The 16,000-nt window shown below is 70.7% G+C and carries 14 protein-coding genes, 1 pseudogene and 1 riboswitch; of the genes and pseudogenes, 7 read left to right on the top strand and 8 right to left on the bottom strand.

Annotated elements, in window-relative coordinates; translation table 11 throughout:
• Nucleotides 1-5: 5 nt before the first annotated feature.
• Nucleotides 6-186, bottom strand: a riboswitch (cyclic di-AMP (ydaO/yuaA leader).
• 277 nt (nucleotides 187-463) lie between these two features.
• Together I2W78_RS15880 and I2W78_RS15875 are read right to left on the bottom strand one after the other, a co-directional pair.
• A complete protein-coding gene (locus tag I2W78_RS15880) occupies nucleotides 464-2,458 on the bottom strand; it encodes a CocE/NonD family hydrolase (RefSeq protein WP_196460538.1) in 1,995 nt (664 codons plus the stop codon).
• A gap of 22 nt (nucleotides 2,459-2,480) precedes the next feature.
• Nucleotides 2,481-3,980, bottom strand: a complete 1,500-nt coding sequence (locus I2W78_RS15875) for a peptide MFS transporter (RefSeq protein WP_196460536.1) — start codon at nucleotides 3,978-3,980, stop codon at nucleotides 2,481-2,483.
• Between the two features lie 207 nt (nucleotides 3,981-4,187).
• Here I2W78_RS15875 and I2W78_RS15870 point away from each other — a divergent pair, with 207 nt between their 5' ends.
• From I2W78_RS15870 to I2W78_RS15855, 4 genes are all read left to right on the top strand, one after another.
• Entirely contained in the window at nucleotides 4,188-5,198 is a 1,011-nt protein-coding gene (locus tag I2W78_RS15870; RefSeq protein WP_196460535.1) for a polyprenyl synthetase family protein, read from the top strand.
• A 259-nt stretch (nucleotides 5,199-5,457) separates the two neighbouring features.
• Nucleotides 5,458-6,675 carry a LolA family protein gene (locus I2W78_RS15865; protein ID WP_196460534.1) on the top strand — a complete coding sequence of 406 codons (1,218 nt, stop codon included), beginning with the start codon at nucleotides 5,458-5,460 and terminating at the stop codon, nucleotides 6,673-6,675.
• A 58-nt stretch (nucleotides 6,676-6,733) separates the two neighbouring features.
• Nucleotides 6,734-7,708, top strand: a complete 975-nt coding sequence (locus I2W78_RS15860) for an ABC transporter ATP-binding protein (RefSeq protein WP_196460533.1) — start codon at nucleotides 6,734-6,736, stop codon at nucleotides 7,706-7,708.
• Nucleotides 7,695-8,576: an ABC transporter permease gene (locus I2W78_RS15855; protein ID WP_196460532.1), complete on the top strand. Its 882-nt coding sequence runs from the start codon at nucleotides 7,695-7,697 to the stop codon at nucleotides 8,574-8,576. Before I2W78_RS15860 ends, I2W78_RS15855 begins: the two co-directional genes overlap by 14 nt.
• Before the next feature lie 37 nt (nucleotides 8,577-8,613).
• Here I2W78_RS15855 and I2W78_RS15850 read toward each other — a convergent pair whose 3' ends face one another.
• Nucleotides 8,614-9,198 carry a flavodoxin family protein gene (locus tag I2W78_RS15850; RefSeq protein ID WP_196460531.1) on the bottom strand — a complete coding sequence of 195 codons (585 nt, stop codon included), beginning with the start codon at nucleotides 9,196-9,198 and terminating at the stop codon, nucleotides 8,614-8,616.
• Between the two features lie 82 nt (nucleotides 9,199-9,280).
• A complete protein-coding gene (locus I2W78_RS15845) occupies nucleotides 9,281-9,784 on the bottom strand; it encodes a DUF6668 family protein (protein WP_196460530.1) in 504 nt (167 codons plus the stop codon).
• Between the two features lie 192 nt (nucleotides 9,785-9,976).
• Here I2W78_RS15845 and I2W78_RS15840 point away from each other — a divergent pair, with 192 nt between their 5' ends.
• Nucleotides 9,977-11,128, top strand: coding sequence for a tetratricopeptide repeat protein (locus I2W78_RS15840; protein ID WP_196460529.1), 1,152 nt, complete (start codon nucleotides 9,977-9,979; stop codon nucleotides 11,126-11,128).
• A 60-nt stretch (nucleotides 11,129-11,188) separates the two neighbouring features.
• On the opposite strand, the gene I2W78_RS15835 is transcribed toward I2W78_RS15840, so the two are convergent.
• A complete protein-coding gene (locus I2W78_RS15835; protein WP_196460528.1) occupies nucleotides 11,189-11,659 on the bottom strand; it encodes a VOC family protein in 471 nt (156 codons plus the stop codon).
• A gap of 39 nt (nucleotides 11,660-11,698) precedes the next feature.
• The gene (locus tag I2W78_RS15830; RefSeq protein ID WP_196460526.1) at nucleotides 11,699-12,169 is read right to left on the bottom strand and encodes a winged helix-turn-helix transcriptional regulator; all 471 of its coding nucleotides are present in this window, start codon (nucleotides 12,167-12,169) and stop codon (nucleotides 11,699-11,701) included.
• On the opposite strand from I2W78_RS15830, the pseudogene I2W78_RS15825 reads away from it, so the two are divergent.
• Nucleotides 12,168-13,436: pseudogene (locus I2W78_RS15825) on the top strand (MFS transporter); the annotation flags it as partial. The gene I2W78_RS15830 and the pseudogene I2W78_RS15825 sit on opposite strands and share 2 nt — an antisense overlap.
• Before the next feature lie 80 nt (nucleotides 13,437-13,516).
• Here I2W78_RS15825 and rarD read toward each other — a convergent pair.
• Nucleotides 13,517-14,533, bottom strand: coding sequence for an EamA family transporter RarD (rarD, locus tag I2W78_RS15820; protein ID WP_196460524.1), 1,017 nt, complete (start codon nucleotides 14,531-14,533; stop codon nucleotides 13,517-13,519).
• Between the two features lie 110 nt (nucleotides 14,534-14,643).
• Nucleotides 14,644-15,498 (bottom strand): SDR family oxidoreductase, encoded by an 855-nt coding sequence (locus tag I2W78_RS15815; protein WP_196460522.1) that lies wholly within the window; start codon nucleotides 15,496-15,498, stop codon nucleotides 14,644-14,646.
• Nucleotides 15,499-15,598: 100 nt separating this feature from the next.
• Here I2W78_RS15815 and I2W78_RS15810 point away from each other — a divergent pair, with 100 nt between their 5' ends.
• Complete coding sequence (locus I2W78_RS15810; protein WP_196460520.1) at nucleotides 15,599-15,979, top strand: winged helix-turn-helix transcriptional regulator; 381 nt, start codon at nucleotides 15,599-15,601, stop codon at nucleotides 15,977-15,979.
• Nucleotides 15,980-16,000 lie beyond the last annotated feature (21 nt).

Genomic DNA, 16,000 nt, shown 5'->3' with positions numbered 1-16,000 from the left:
GGGGGTTGTCCTCTCCGACGCCTGCGAGGTGAGCTGTCGGGTTCGGGCGGGGAGGTGCCCGGTCGCGCCCTTGCGGTTGCGACTTCACCCCAAGCCGTTCCGGTGCGTCGGGAATACGACGTCCGGCCCGGCGGCTTACCTGGGTTCCCCCGCTCCTGCCGTGCGGTGAATGAGTCCGTCATGGGTGGTGCGGGCGGCGGCAGGATTCGGCGTTCCGCCCGACTGGCCAGGAACGTATGCGGGAGCACATGTCCGAAACAAGTAGCGGATTCGCTTATTGCGGGATTTGATCTTCGAATGGGGGTTTTGCAGTGCTTGATCCTTTGCAGTTCGCAAGCGTCAACTCGGCGGTCCGTAAAGGCGGATCGAGGGATGCGTGTGGGGGATCTGTGAAGGTGCTGGCGTGAGCCAACTCACGCCCGTTCAGAAGCGCGGCAAATCGGGCAATGAGCCCAAGTCCCTCTCAACCGGCGGTCCGTGGAATTCGCTGCTCCCAGGTGCGATGGAAGACCACCTCTTCACCGGAGGTGCAAATCACCTCATTCGAGGACAGAAAGTCCTCCGCGGTGCAGGCAATCTCCGACCGCGTCCGGATCGTCGTGTCCCAGGCGAGCTCCGGGCGGTGCAGCCGGATCGACCAGTCCGAGCGGGTGCGGGCGGACAACGGATCGTCGTCGCGGATGGTGTACGTCTCCAGCGCGTCCTCGGTGAACTCCAGCCCGTCGGGATACATCCGCGTGCCGCCGTAGCGCGGGTCGACCTCCAACCGCCACTCGCCCTTGGCCACGTCCCGCACGACCAGCCGCTCGGGGCGCGGTTCGTCGAGGGTGGCCGGATAGGCGACGCCGAGCGGCTCGGACTGCTCCGGCTCCTCGAAGGTGTGGGGCGAGACCACCGCACGCGCGCGTACCGGGAGTTCGAGCGCGCTGCCGGACGGGTCCAGGGTGAAGCCGGCGGCCGTGTCCGGCTGGGGCCAGATCCAGGGCCAGTACGCGGAGGAGACGGCGAGGCGGATGCGGTGGCCGGGCGGGAAGGCGTACCCGACGCCGTTGAGCTCGAAGGTGACGTCCTCGGTGGCCCCCGGGATCCACGGCACGGTCCGGTCGCGCCCCTCGCGCGCGGAGAGGTTCATCACACCCCGCGTCACCAGGGTCGAGGATCCATCCGGCGCCACATCGCACACACGCGCGATCACCTGCCCGCGCGGCACCTCCGACGTCAGCCGCAGCCGCACCCGCGGCCGCCCCAGCACCCACGTCTCCTCCGGCACGGCGAAGTCGAAGCACGCCCCGCGCGCGTCCTCCTCCCGCTGGTCCGGCGGCAGGTCGGCCTCGTTGCCGAACGGGAAGAAACGCCCCGCGTCGAGGCCGGTGTGCTGCGGGGACCGGACGAGGACGGGCTCACCCCGGAGGGCGTGCGTGACCGTCGTCACGTTGGGCGAGGGCCATGCGGGCTCGCCGACCCAGCGGCCGGGCAGCGTGTCGTACACCGTCGCCGGGGGATGCGCCTCCATGACGTAGGAACGCAGCAGTGGCTCGGACATCGCCCCCGTGTCCTTGCCCTTCAGCCAGTGGTCCCACCAGCGCAGGGTCTCCTGGAGGAAGCCGATCGCCGGGCCGGGCGGCAGGCCGCGGTCGGGGTACTGGTGGGGCCAGGGGCCGATCAGGCCGCGGACGCGGTCGGGCGGGAGGTGTTCGACCAGGCGGAGCACGGTGTCGCGGTACGGGTCGTGCCAGCCGCCCACCGCGAGGACGGCCGCCCGGACGGCGCCGTAGTCCTCACAGACGCTGCCGTGGCGCCAGTAGTCGTCGCGTTTCTGGTGGTCGAGCCAGGTGTGCAGGAACGGTTCGACCTCGTCCAGGCGCCGCAGCCACATCTCCCGCCAGGCGTCGCCGACGTACCGCGGATCGGGTGGGCGGCAGACGAAGGCCAGCATGGTCGCCGCCCACGCGTGCATGTCGACGCCGAGGACGGAACCTCCCATGTAGTGCACGTCGTTGTCGTAGCGATCGTCCGTGGAGCAGACGGTGACGATCGCCTTGAGCGGCTCGGGCGCGAGGGCCGCGATCTGGAGGGAGTTGAAGCCGCCCCAGGAGATGCCGAACATGCCGACCTTGCCGTCGCACCAGGGCTGCGCGGCCAGCCAGTTCACCACCTCGACCCCGTCGGCCAGCTCCGTCGCCGAGTACTCGTCCGTGGGCATGCCCTCGCTGTTGCCGTGCCCGCGCACGTCGACACGGACGGAGGCGTAGCCGTGGCCGGCGTACCAGGGGTGACGCTGGTGGTCGCGGGGCGCGGTCCAGTCGGTCAGGCGGTACGGGAGGTACTCCAGGAGCGCGGGAACGGGTTCGTCGGTGATCGGGCGCCATACGCGCGCGTACAACCGTGTTCCGTCGGGCAGCGGGATACGGAGGTCCTCGTGAGTCGTCTCGTAGGGGAAGGACGTACGGATGTGCATGAGCGTGACCCCAGGGATGGCTTCAGTGGACCGGGTGCATCGTGCGGCGCAGCCAGGGCGCGGCGGCCAGCACCGCCAGGCCGGCGGCGACCGCGATCGCGCCGTTGACGCCGAAGTAGGCGGGATGGGAGACGTCGTCGTAGAGCTTCACCGTCTGCGCCTGGATGCCGTTGGCCAGGGCCAGGGACAGGAACCACAGGGACATCGTCTGGCTGGAGAAGGCGGCTGGGGCGAGCTTGGTGGTGGCCGACATGCCGGAGGTCTCCAGGAGGACGTCGCCGAGGCCGAGCAGCAGGTACGAGCCGACGATCCACCAGGCGGACATCAGGTACTGGCCGGAGGCGTGGCCGGAGGTCGGCAGGGCCATCAGGAGGAAGGACAGGCCGCCGAGGACCACACCGAGGGCGATCTTGTTGGAGGCGTGCGGCTGGCTGTGGCCCATCCGCACCCACAGGGCGGCCACCAGTGGCGCGAGGGCGACCTCGAAGGCGCCCAGGGCGGAGACGTACCAACTGGCGGGGAAGTCGAAGCCGAGGATCGTCGTCTCTGCGTTCGACGCGGCCAGCAGCATCATCGTGGAGTACGCCTGGAAGAGCACGAAGTTGAAGACCACCGAGGCGAGGAACAGGACGACGTACGGGCGCAGTCGGCCGCGTTGCCCGGGGGTGACGCGCGGGCTCCTGAACATGATCAGGAAGTAGACGACCGGGGCGATCACCGAGACCAGCGTGAGCAGGTCGACGAAGAGCCCCAGGGTCAGCCATCCGGCCGCCGCGAGCAGCACGGCGAGGGTGGCGGCGATCACGAGCCCGGTGGCGATCAGGTGGACGGCGCGGCGCATCGCCTCCGGTGCGAGCGCGAACTCCGCGGCGTGCCTGCGTCCGGCCAGGTGACGGCGGCCGGTGACGTACTGGATCAGGCCGAGCGTCATGCCGATCGCGGCCGCCGAGAAGCCCCAGTGCCAGCCCTGGCGGTCGCCGAGCCAGCCGGTGACCAGGGGTCCCGCGAAGGCGCCGATGTTGATCGCCATGTAGTAGAGGGCGAAGCCGGCGTCGCGGCGGTCGTCGTCCGTGCGGTAGAGCTTGCCGACCATGGTGGCCACATTGGGCTTCAGCAGACCGGTGCCCGCGCTGATCAGGCCGAGGCCCACCCAGGTCATGGTCGCGGTGGGCACGGCCATCGCGTAGTGGCCGCAGGCGATCAGGATGCCGCCCCAGAGCACGGCGCGGTACGAGCCGAGGACGCGGTCGGCGAGCCAGCCGCCGACGACGGAGACCAGGTAGACGAGGGTGCCGTACGCGGCGGAGACGGAGGCGGCCGTCCCCGCGGACATGCCCATGCCGCCGTTCACGACCGTGTCGGCGAAGTACAGGACGAGGATGGCCTGCATGCCGAGGAACGAGAAGCGCTCCCAGACCTCCAGACCGGAGAGGGTGAGCAGGCCCCTGGGCTGGCCGAGGAACGCGCGGTCGTCTCCGGGCGGCAGGCTGTCGGGCTCGGTATCGACGGCGGTGCGGGGCAAAGGTCACCTCTTCCGGCTGAGTCGATAAATACCTGCTCATATCAACTGATCAAAAACATACCCGGCGTGATCCGATACCGCCCGAGGTGTAACGGTGGGCGGCCTCGGTGATCGAAACGTGACCGGATACGCTGACTTGAGTGAAGGCAGCGACCTATCGACATTCCGCGTAATCGCCAGTAGACACCAGCAGACAGGAGACCCCTCGTGACCGTCGTCGGGCCGTTCGGGCTGAGCGTGCGGGACCAGGCTCTGGAAGCCGATGTCCAGGCCGGATTGGCGGCTGTCGAGGAAGGGTTGCTCGAAGCCACCAAGAGCGAGGTCCCGTTCATCACGGAGGCAGCGCAGCATCTGGTGCGGGCCGGCGGGAAGCGGTTCCGGCCGCTGCTCGTGATGCTCACGGCCCAGTTCGGTGACCCGTACGCGCCCGGTGTCGTGCCCTCCGCCGTGGTCGTGGAGCTGACCCATCTGGCGACGCTGTACCACGACGACGTGATGGACGAGGCGGCGGTACGCCGCGGGGTGCCGAGCGCGAACGTCCGCTGGGGCAACTCCGTCGCCGTCCTCACGGGTGACTTCCTGTTCGCCCGCGCCTCGCACATCCTGGCCGACCTCGGACCCGAGGCCGTACGCGTGCAGGCCGAGGCGTTCGAACGGCTGGTGACCGGCCAGATCCTGGAGACCGCGGGCCCCTCCGACGGGCGGGACCCGGTCGAGCACTACCTCGATGTGCTCGCCGGCAAGACCGGATCGCTGGTGGCGGTGTCGTGCCGGTTCGGCTCGATGATGTCCGGGGCCGACGAGTCGGTGGTGGACGTGCTCACCCAGTACGGGGAGCGGCTGGGCGTCGCCTTCCAGCTCGCGGACGACGTCCTGGACATCGCCTCCGACTCCCACGAGTCCGGCAAGACGCCGGGGACAGACCTCCGGGAGGGCATCCCGACGATGCCCGTGCTGCGGTTGCGGGAGCGAGTGGCCCGGCTGGGGCTGGCGGAGGACGTCGCGCTGTGCGAGCTGCTGGACTCCGACCTGACGGATGACACGCGGCACGCTCAGGCGCTGGCCGCGCTGCGGGTGCACCCGGCGCTGGAGCAGGCCCGGCGGGACACCGTGCGGTTCGCCGAGGAGGCACGGGCAGCGCTCGCGCCGCTGCCCGAGTGCGACGCGAAGGCGGCGCTGATCGAGCTGTGCGACGCCGTGGTGCACCGGGCCGGATAGCCGTCGTCCGGCTCTCGCGGCCCCTGAACCTGACCCCTTGACCCCTACGGGTCGGGGGAGATGCCGTCCTGTCGTGTCATACCGCAGCAGTACGCGGAGTTGGCTCCCCGGTCTGACGCTTCTCGCCGTCCGATTTGGTCAGATGGAGACCACGGAACACACCACTCCTCACCGATCCGGGTGAGAATGGCGGCTCAGGGTGGGACCCATGCGGGGACGTGACGACACAGCCGCCGCCGACGACGGAGGTAAGGCACACATGGCACCGTACGAATCCGACGACACCACGGCCGTGGCGGACGCGGACGAACTGCGCGCGGCACGGCGGCGCAAGGCCGCGCGGTACGTCGTCCCGGCGGCGGTCCTGGGGGTGGCGGCGGGGACCATCGGGCTCGTCCCCGCGATCGCCGACTCCGGCAGCCCCGACCTGCCCGACATCACCGCGCAGCAACTCATCGAGAAGATCGCCGCGTCGGACGTGCAGCAGCTGTCCGGCACGGTGAAGATCACCACTGATCTGGGCCTGCCCGACCTGGGTGGCCTGGAGAGCGACCTGATGTCCGGCGCGACCCCGTCCGGCGGCGAGGGCTCCTCCGCCGACCCGTCGACCAAGCTCACCGAGCTCGCCACCGGCACGCACACCCTGCGCGTAGCCGCCGACGGCCCCGACAAGCAGAAGCTGTCGCTGCTTCAGGACGCCGCCGAGTACAGCCTGATCCACAACGGCAAGGACATCTGGGGCTACGACAGCAAGTCCAACGAGGTCTACCACGGCACCGCGACCGAGGGCGCCGAGCAGCGCGAGGAAGAGGTCCCGGCCACGCCCAAGGAGCTCACCGAGGAGGCGCTGAAGGCGGTCGACGACACCACGTCCGTGACCGTCGACGGCACCGCGCAGGTCGCCGGCCGCGATGCCTACAAGCTGCTCATCGAGCCCAAGCAGTCCGGTTCCACGGTGGGCGCGATCAGCGTGGCGGTGGACGCCGAGACCGGGATGCCGCTGAAGTTCACCCTGACCCCGGCGAGCGGCGGTGCCGCCGTGGTGGACGCGGGCTTCACGCAGGTCAGCTTCGCCAAGCCGGCCGCGTCGACCTTCGACTTCACCCCGCCCAAGGGCGCCGAGGTGACCGAGGAGGGCAGCCTTGAGGCGCCGGAGCACTCGCAGCAGCCCAAGGAGGAGGACTTCGCCGAGGGCCTCGACGGGCTGAACGTCATCGGTGAGGGCTGGACCTCCATAGCCGTCCTCGACTCCGGCGCCGAGGGCGTGCCCTCCGACGCCGGGCGCGGCGAGACGGGTGACATGGGCGGCATGGGCAGCTTCCTGGGCTCCCTGGGCGACGAGGTGACCGGCAAGTTCGGCTCGGGCACGGTCTTCAAGACCCGCCTGGTCAACGCGCTGATCACGGACGACGGCAAGGTCTACGTCGGCGCCGTCACGAAGGACGCGCTGGTGAAGGCGGCCGACTCCGGGAAGTGAGCCCCGGGTTCGGTGCCGGGGCCTGAGTTCGGTACGAGTAGACGCATCGGGGGGACGCATGGACGAGCCGTCCGTCACGGGACCGCTGAGGGACGCCGCGGGTGAGGGCGTCATCCACACCCGCGCGCTCACCAAGCGCTACCGCGGCGGACAGCTCGCCGTCGACGGCCTCGACCTGACCGTCCCGGCGGGCAGCGTCTTCGGCTTCCTCGGTCCGAACGGCTCCGGCAAGACCACCACCATCCGCATGCTGATGGGCCTGATCGAGCCCACGTCGGGCACGGCCCACGTGCTGGGGCGCCCGATGCCCCGCGCCGCGCGCGCCGTGCTCCCGCACGTGGGCGCCCTCATCGAGGGCCCGGCCCTCTACGGCTTCCTCTCCGGCCGCGACAACCTCCTGCGGTACGACTCCGCCGACCCGTCCGCCGACCCGCGCACCCGGCGTGCCCGCGTCGCGGCGGCGCTGGACCGGGTGGGGCTGGCCGCGGCCGCGGGCAAGAAGGCGAAGGCCTACTCGCTCGGCATGAAACAGCGGCTCGGGCTCGCTGCCGCCCTGCTCCAGCCGCGCCGTCTGCTCGTCCTCGACGAGCCGACCAACGGGCTCGACCCGCAGGGCATGCGGGAAATCCGCGCGCTCATTCGCGAGTTGGCCTCCGACGGCACGACCGTGTTCCTCTCCTCCCACCTCCTGGACGAGATCGAGCAGGTCTGCACGCACGCGGCGGTGATGGCGCGAGGCCGGCTGATCACCCAGGGCGCGGTGGCCGACCTGGCGGTGGGGCTGCGGGGTCGGCTGGTGGTGACGACTCCGGACACCGCGGACGCGGCCCGGGTGCTGAAGGAACACGGCGTCGGCGACGTGGCCGTCATTGAGAACCGGGTGACCGGGGAGCCGCCGGATGGGGAACTGGCCGAGCTGAACGCCGCTTTGGTGGTGGCGGGCGTGCGGGTCCGTGGCTTCGGGGTGGAACGGGCGTCTCTGGAGGACGCGTTCGTGGCGCTGACGGGAGAGGGCTTCGATGTCGCAGGCTGAGGTCATCGACTCCCGCCGCGGCCCGCTGTGGACCTTCGGTCTGCTGCGCAGCGAGGTCGCCACCACCTTCCGGCGCTGGCGCACCCTCGCGCTGCTCGGTGTGCTGGCCGCCGTCCCCGTCCTGGTCGGCATCGCCGTGAAGATCGAGACCAGCGACGGCTCGTCCCTGGGCGGCGGTGGTGGCGGTGGCGGCGGGGGACCGGCGTTCATCACGCAGATCACCAACAACGGCCTGTTCCTGGTCTTCACCGCCCTCGCCGCGACCCTGCCGTTCTTCCTGCCGATGGCCGTCGGCGTCGTCGCGGGCGACGCGATAGCCGGCGAGGCGAACGCCGGGACCCTGCGCTACCTCCTGGTCGCCCCGGCCGGCCGTACGCGCCTGCTGCTCACCAAGTACGCGACCACCATGGCCTTCTGCGTGGTCGCCGCCCTGGTCGTCGCGGTCTCGGCGCTGACCGTCGGGGCACTGCTGTTCCCGCTGGGCGACCTCACGACCATCTCAGGTACGCGGATCAGCTTCGCGGAGGGGCTGGCCAGGGCCCTGCTGATCGCCCTGGTCGTCGCCGCCTCACTGATCGGCGTGGCGGCGCTCGGCCTGTTCGTCTCGACGCTGACCAGCAGCGGTATCGCGGCGATGGCGACGACCGTCGGGCTGCTGATCACCGTGCAGATCCTCGACCAGATTCCCCAACTGCACGCGATACAGCCGTACTTCTTCTCCCACTACTGGCTGTCCTTCGCCGACCTGATGCGCGAGCCGGTCTACTGGGACGACCTGATACGCAACCTCGGCCTGCAGGCCCTCTACGCGACCGTGTTCGGCTCGGCGGCGTGGGCGCGGTTCACGACGAAGGACATCACCGCATAGTCGAGACGAACGGACATCACCGCATAGTGGACGGGGGCTACGCGGCCTCGTACGGGAAGCGGGCGAGCGGTGCCTCCTGCGCGAAGAACGTCTTCGCGCGGGTGAGGGCCTCGGTGTCCTTCAGTACGTCGCCGGGTTTGCTGCCGTTGCCCAGCAGGACACCGCCGAAGCGCATCCCCATGTAGGCGGCCGAGTTGTTGAGGGTGCCGACCAGCGGGTCCGCGACCTCGGTCTCCCGGTGCGCGAGCGCGGTGACGCCCCAGAGCGTGCGGTCGGCCAGCGTCGCCTGGAAGTCGAGGCCGGGGGTGCGCAGCCAGCCCGACCAGTAGTCCAGGTAGCGCTTGACGTGGGCGGACACCGAGTACCAGTAGAGCGGGGAGGCGATCACGATGTCCGTCGCGGCGAGCGTGGCGTCGAGCAGCAGCGCGACATTGCCCTCGGTGGGGCGGACGTGATCGCTGTCGTGCCGGAGGTCCTCGAAGTCGGGAACGGGGTGCGTGGCGAGGTCGATCCACTGCTGCTCGACGTCGGAGGGGAGTTGTTCGGCGGCCGTGCGGGCCAGCAGTTCGGTGTTGCCGTCGCTGCGGCTGCTGCCCAGCACGAACAGGAAGCGTCGGGTCATGGTGTCCCCCAGGGGGTTCCGAAATGAACGACGTGCGCTGGTTAACTGCTCATGCATTATATGCACACACATGAGGTTGGCGTCAGTGAACCGCCGTCGTCAGCCGGAGCAGCGCCTCCGTCTCGCGAGGCGGGCGCCCGCTCAGGTCGCCCAGCCGCCAGGCGGACACCCACGGCACCCGGTACACGTCGATGACCGACTCGATGAGCCTGACCTGCTGGGCGAGCGGGCGCGGCAGCCGACCAGGCGCGTCCGCGACCAGGACGACGGCGTCCAGGTCGAGCCCGGGCGGGGCCTCGCCACGCCGGAACACCTCCAGGGCATGGACGACGCAGGCGAGCCCGGTCGCGTGCGTGCGCGCGACGAGCAGCACCGACGGCGGATCGGCGGCGCCGGGCCAGTCCCGTCCGCAGTCCTGACCGCCGTACACCGTGGCGAGCGTGGACACCCCCGACCCGCCGTGCGTGCCGACCCAGGAGAAACGCCGGACCGTGCCGGTGGGGGCGGGGGCGGGCTCCGGTGCGGGTGGCGCGGCCACCGGTCCGCGGATCCAGATCTCCGGTCCCTGTCGCGTGCCCGTCCGCATGCCCGCTCCCCTCTGCCGTAGGCCGGCGATCGTCATCCATCGATCTTCGCGCGACGGCGGAGACCTCCGTGACGGGGGTGCCGGTTCTTGGGACGAGCCTGTGACGCCCCGGTGACGCGTGCATCGTGCGCAAGCGGTGAGACTCGACGGTAGGGTCCGCCGAGGCGTGGACGCCGGCGAGTGAGGGAACCGATGTCTCTACCAGGCCGCGAGAAGAAGCGGGAACAGCAGTACCAGACCGCGGGTGCGGTGATCGACGTCCGCGTCCCCGGCGCCGGACAGGGCGCCGGCGGCACCAGCAGCGCCTCGATCGGCGGCGTCCCGGTCGTCCCGGTGCCCGGCGAGGAACTCCAGCAGACGATTCTGAACCACCTCCACCGCATCGCCCTCGCCACCGGCCGGCCCGTCCGTGCCACGGTTCACGACGAACGGATCGGGTACGTCGTACCGCTTCAGGTTCACCCGGACGGGTCCAGTTGTTTCTCGGCGGAACCCGTGCGGACGAGTGCGGCGCAGGAAGCCGTACCCGCACCACCGCGCCCGCCTCAGGAGCCCGTACAGCCCCCACAGCCCCCACAGCCCCCACAGCCCCCACAGCCCCCACAGCCACCACAGTCCGCACCGGACCGGGCGACGCAGTTGTTGCGCGCGCCGTCGGAGTCGCGCGCGGAGTCCGTGCCGACCTTCCGGCTGCGGGCGGTCCAGGAGCCGCGACCGTTGGGCGAGTTCGGGCCGCCGCCGGTCATGGACGCGAGGCCGCATCCGGAACCGCTCATCGCGCCGGAGCCCGACCTGGACCCGGACCCGAAGCCCACCCCGCTCCGCGGCTTCGACGCCGTCGCCGAAGCCATCCTCGAGCCCGCGGATGCCGCGAGCGCCGGCTCCAGCCTCCTCGCCGAACCCACGGCCCGTATCGGCGAAGCCGTGAAGGCGGGGCGGATAGACACCGCGGCGGCCCTCGCGGAGCAGACCTTGGCCGAGGCGTCGGCCGCCCTCCCGCCGGAGCACCCCGAACTTCTCGGGCTGCTCGAACTCGCCGCGTACATCGCCTACTTGGCGGCCGACCCGGTCCGCGCCTTCCGCCTCTCCCTGGATGTGGCCCGCGTCCACCGCCGTACCGGGGACGCGGAGGGCGCCTACGGAAACGTGCAGAGCGCGGCCACGGCCTGGCGGGCCGTGCGCGACCCCGCGCTCGGCCTGGGCCTGGGGCGCGAACTGATCGACCTGTGGACGGAGTTGGCCGCCGAGGCCGGTCCGGCCGCCGACGACGTCGAGGAACTCGAATCGGCCCACGCCCGCATGGTCCGCCTCGCCGAACGCGCGGGTAGGGCACCGGGCGCCTGAACACCTCCACCCGACGCCTGCGGCCCCGTCAGGCCACCGAGCCCCCGCCGCGTACGCCCCCTAGTGCACGCAGAACTCGTTCCCCTCGGGGTCAGTCATGAGCACCCACTCCCCACCGGCCTCCTTGACCTCCCGCAGCACACTCGCCCCCAGCTCCCGCAAGCGCTCCACCTCGCTCGCCCGTCGCCCCTCGGCGGGATGCAGGTCCAGGTGGATCCGGTTCTTGAAACCGGGCTTGGGTTCCGGTACGCGCTGGAACAGCACCCGCCGCCCCAGCCCGGTGCCGCTCTCCTCCTCGTACGGATCGTCCGGATGCCGTACGGCGACCAGGTCCCGGAAGGCCGGGCGGCCGTGGAAGTCCACGGTGGCGGCCACCGGGAGCGCGCCGAGCTGGAGCAGCCGTTCGATCAGAGCGCTGTTGTCCTCGACCTCGTAACCCAGCGCGGCGGCCCAGAAGTCGGCCTGCGCATGGGGGTCGTTGGCGTCGACGACGAGCTTCCAGTGCACGGGTGAGGATGCCTTCGCAGTCATGTGACCAGTTATACGGAGAGTCGGCGCCGCCGCCACTCCCTAGCCGACTCCGGCCTCCTGGACCTCCTGGGCCTCCTGGGCCTGCTGTGCCTCCCGCGCGTCGTACGCCGCCCGCGCCTCCGCGATCTCCCGCTGGTGGTCCTCGGTCCACTTCACCAGTGACTGGATCGTGGCGTGCAGGGTGCCGCCCAGGGGCGTGAGCTCGTAGTCGACGCGTGGGGGGACGACGGGGTGGACCGTGCGCCTGACCAGGCCGTCCCGCTCCAGCTGGCGCAGGGTGACCGTCAGCATGCGTTGACTGACGCCGTCGATCTCCCGGCGCAGTTCGGTGAAGCGGAGCTTCCTGTTCTCCAGGAGGGCGATGACGAGCAGCGACCACTTGTCGGCGACCCGGTCCAGGATCTGCCGTACCTCGCAGTCCTCGCGGGTGTCCCACTGGAAGGGGTCGGCGTCGCCGTAGTCCACAGTGCTCGCGCAGTTACTCGGTGACTTAGAAGTGCCTACTTCCATGTCTGTCGATACTGCCGCACGCTGGCTGTGGTTACAAGAGGGAACCGACCTACAAGAGGGAACCGACCCTCAGTCCCGTAACCGACATCTGTCTATCTCCGGGAGTGTTGCCATGGGCGCCCGTGCCTGGGCTCTGTTGCTCGTGCTGTGCGGAACGATCTTTCTGGAGGGCATCGACGTCGCGATGATGGCCGTCGCGATCCCGTCGATCCGGGCCGATCTGGCGCTGTCGACCGGTACCGCGGCCTGGGTGATGAGCGCGTACGTCCTCGGTTACGCCGGTTTCACCCTGCTCGGCGGACGGGCCGCCGACCTGCTCGGCCGTCGTCGGATGTTCCTGACCTGGCTGACCGTCTTCCTGCTCTTCTCGGGGCTGGGTGGCTTCGCCACCGACGGCTGGATGCTGGTCGTGGCCCGGTTCGTCACCGGTGTCGCGGCGGCCTTCATGACCCCGGCCGCGCTGTCGCTGATCACCACCTCCTACGAGGAGGGCCCGCAGCGCAACAAGGCCCTGCTGGTCTTCGCGGGCACCGCGGCCGGCGGCTTCTCGCTGGGCCTGGTCATCGGCGGGCTGCTCACCGCGATCGGCTGGCGGTGGGTGTTCTTCGCGCCCGTACTGCTGGCGGGGGCGCTGCTGGTCGCGGCGGTGCGGCTGGTGCCCGTGGCGGGGCCGGTGGCCCGTGACGGGCGCGGCTTCGACCTGCTCGGCGCGGTCACCGCCGCCGGCGCCATGCTGCTGGCCGCCTACACCGTCGTACGCCTGGAGCATGGTCTGCACGGCTGGCCGCTCACCGCTGTCGCCGCCCTCGCCGCGCTGGCGCTCGCGACCGTCTTCGTCGCCGTCGAACGGCGGGCCGCGGCTCCGCTGGTCCGGCTGGGCATCCTGCGCATGGGCTCGGTGGTGCGGGCGGATCTCGGAGCACTGCTCTTCGTGGGGGCCTTCTTCGGCTTCCAGTTCGTGGTGACGCTGTACTTGCAGGAGCTGCGCGGCTGGTCGTCGCTGCAGACCGCGATCGCGCTGGTCGTCATGGGCTGCGACGCCGTCCTGGCCCCGACGCTCACCCCGAAGCTGGTCGCCCGCTTCGGCAACGCCCGCGTGATCCTCGGCGGCTTCGTGCTGGCGGTCGTCGCCTACGGGCTGTTCCTGCCGGTAGGGATGGACTGGTCGTACGCCGCCATGTTCCCGACGCTGATCCTCGCGGGTACGGCGTTCGCGCTGGCGTACGGGCCGCTCACCATCGCGGCGACGGACGGGGTCGCGGAGGAGGAGCAGGGCCTGGCGAGCGGGCTGCTGAACACCGCGACCCAGTTCGGGTCGGCGATCGGGATCTCGGCGGTGACCGCCGTCTACGGCCTGGCGTCGACGACCGGATCGGGCCCGGAGGACACGCTGTCCGCGTTCCGTACGGCGCTGACCGTGCCGGTCGTGATGGTGGTGGCCGGCACCCTCCTGTCGGCCCTCAGTGCACGGGCCGCCCGGCGCGCGGTGCGCAGCGCGTCCCAGGTGAGCAGCGTCAACGCCAGCCAGACCAGCGCGAACCCGGCCCAGCGCTCGGGCGGCATGGCCTCGCGGAAGTAGAGGACGCCGAGCAGGAACTGGAACACCGGGGCCAGGTACTGCAGCAGCCCCAGCGTCGACAGGGGCACGCGGATCGCGGCCGCGCCGAAGCAGACCAGCGGAAGCGCGGTCACGATGCCGGTCGCGGCGAGCAGCGCCGCGTGCCCGACGCCCTCGGTGTGGAAGGTCGACCCGCCCTGGGCGGTCAGCCACAGCAGGTAGCCGAGCGCGGGCAGGAACTGGATCGCGGTCTCGGCGGTCAGCGACTCCAGGCCGCTGAGGTTGACCTTCTTCTTCACCAGGCCGTAGGTGGCGAAGGAGAACGCGAGGACGAGCGAGACCCACGGCGGGCGGCCGTAACCGACGGTGAGGACGAGTACGGCCGCGAAGCCGATCCCGACCGCCGCCCACTGCACGGGCCGCAGCCGCTCCTTCAGCAGCAGCACGCCCATCGCGATGGTGACCAGCGGGTTGATGAAGTAGCCGAGCGAGGCCTCGACGACCTGCCCGTTGTTCACGGCCCAGATGTAGACGCCCCAGTTGACGGTGATGACGGCCGCGGCGACGGTGATGAGCCCGAGGCGGCGCGGCTGCCGCAGCAGTTCGCCGGCCCAGCTCCAGCGCCGTACGAAGAGCAGTGCGACGGCGACGAACGCGAGCGACCACACCATCCGGTGGGCGAGGATCTCGACCGAGCCGGCGGGCTTCAGCAGGGGCCAGAACAGGGGGACGAGTCCCCACATTCCGTAGGCCGCGAAGCCGTTCAGCAGTCCTATGTGGCGCTCGCCCCTCGACTTTCCGGTCACCGGCTCCTCCTTCGTACGTCAGCCCGCCCGCACGAAGGTAACGCCGAGCACCCCCGCCTGTCATGGCCGTATCGGCATACGGTCATGACAGGGGGGCGGGGTGGACGAAGTCAGCCCTTGAGCGCGGCGGTGACGGCCTCGGAGAGCGGGGTGGTCGGACGTCCGGCCAGGCGCGAGAGGTCGCCGGTGCGCACGGCCAACTCGCCCTTCTCGATGGACGCGTCGACGCCCGCCATGATCGCGGCGAGCGGCTCGGGCAGGCCGGCGCCGGTCAGGATCCCCTGGTAGGCCTCGACGGAGACCGGGTTGTACGCGATCTCCTTGCCGGTCTGCCGGCTGAGCTCGGCCGCGTACTCCGCGAGGCTCCACACCTCGTCACCGCTCAGCTCGTACGTCCGGTTCTCGTGCCCCTCGCCGGTCAGCACCGCTACGGCGGCGGCCGCGTAGTCGGCGCGCGAAGCGGAGGCGATCCGGCCCTCACCGGCGGCGGCGACGACCGCGTTGTGTTCCAGGACCGGGGCGAGGTTCTCGGTGTAGTTCTCGTGGTACCAGCCGTTGCGCAGCAGTACGTACGGCAGGCCCGACGCGAGCAGCGCCTCCTCGGTGGCGCGGTGGTCGTCGACGAGCGCGGCCGTGAGGCTGCCGGGGGCGCTGGTGTAGGCGAGGAGCGCGACGCCGGCCGCCTTCGCGGCGTCGATCACGACCTTGTGCTGGGCGACCCGGCCCTTGTCGAACTCGTTGCCGGAGATGAGCAGCACCTTGTCGCCGGCGGAGAACAGGGCGTCGAACGTCGCGGGCTCGTTGTAGTCGGCGAGCGCGATCTTCACACCGCGGTCCGCGAAGTCGGCGGCCTTCTCGGCGTTGCGGACGACGGCCGTGATCCGGTCGGCCGGGACCTTCTCCAGCAGTTGCTCGATGACATGGCGGCCGAGGTGTCCGGTGGCTCCGGTGACGACGATGCTCATGGGGGCTCCTGTGTGCGAGTGCGTGATTCAGGGCTATTGCACTCACCCTAGGAGGGGTACTAACTCTTAGAAAGTACCTACTTTGAAGTAAGGTACTGGCATGGCAGTAAGCGCAGGGAATCCTGAGGTCGAGGGGATGTGCCCGTACCGGCTGGTCCTGGAACACGTCACCAGCCGCTGGGGCGTACTGGTGTTGATCAGGCTCATGGAGCGGCCGTACCGGTTCAGCGAGCTGCGCCGGGCGATCGGCGAGGTCCGGCCGGTCAGCGAGAAGATGCTCACCCAGACGCTGCAGACCCTGGAGCGGGACGGGTTCGTCCATCGCGACGCGAAACCCGTGATCCCGCCCCGCGTCGACTACTCCCTCACCGACCTCGGTCGCGAGGCCGCGGAGCAGGTGCGGGCGCTGGCGCTGTGGACGGAGCGGCGGATGGGGGATGTGGAACGGGCGCGGAAGGCGTACGACAAGGCCCGGGCCTGAGCCCGGGCCTGTGACGTGTTC

Source organism: Streptomyces spinoverrucosus (genome assembly GCF_015712165.1).
GTDB lineage: Bacteria > Actinomycetota > Actinomycetes > Streptomycetales > Streptomycetaceae > Streptomyces > Streptomyces spinoverrucosus_A.
Note: the sequence above shows the minus strand (reverse complement) of the source record. Positions and strands in the feature narration are given on the sequence as shown.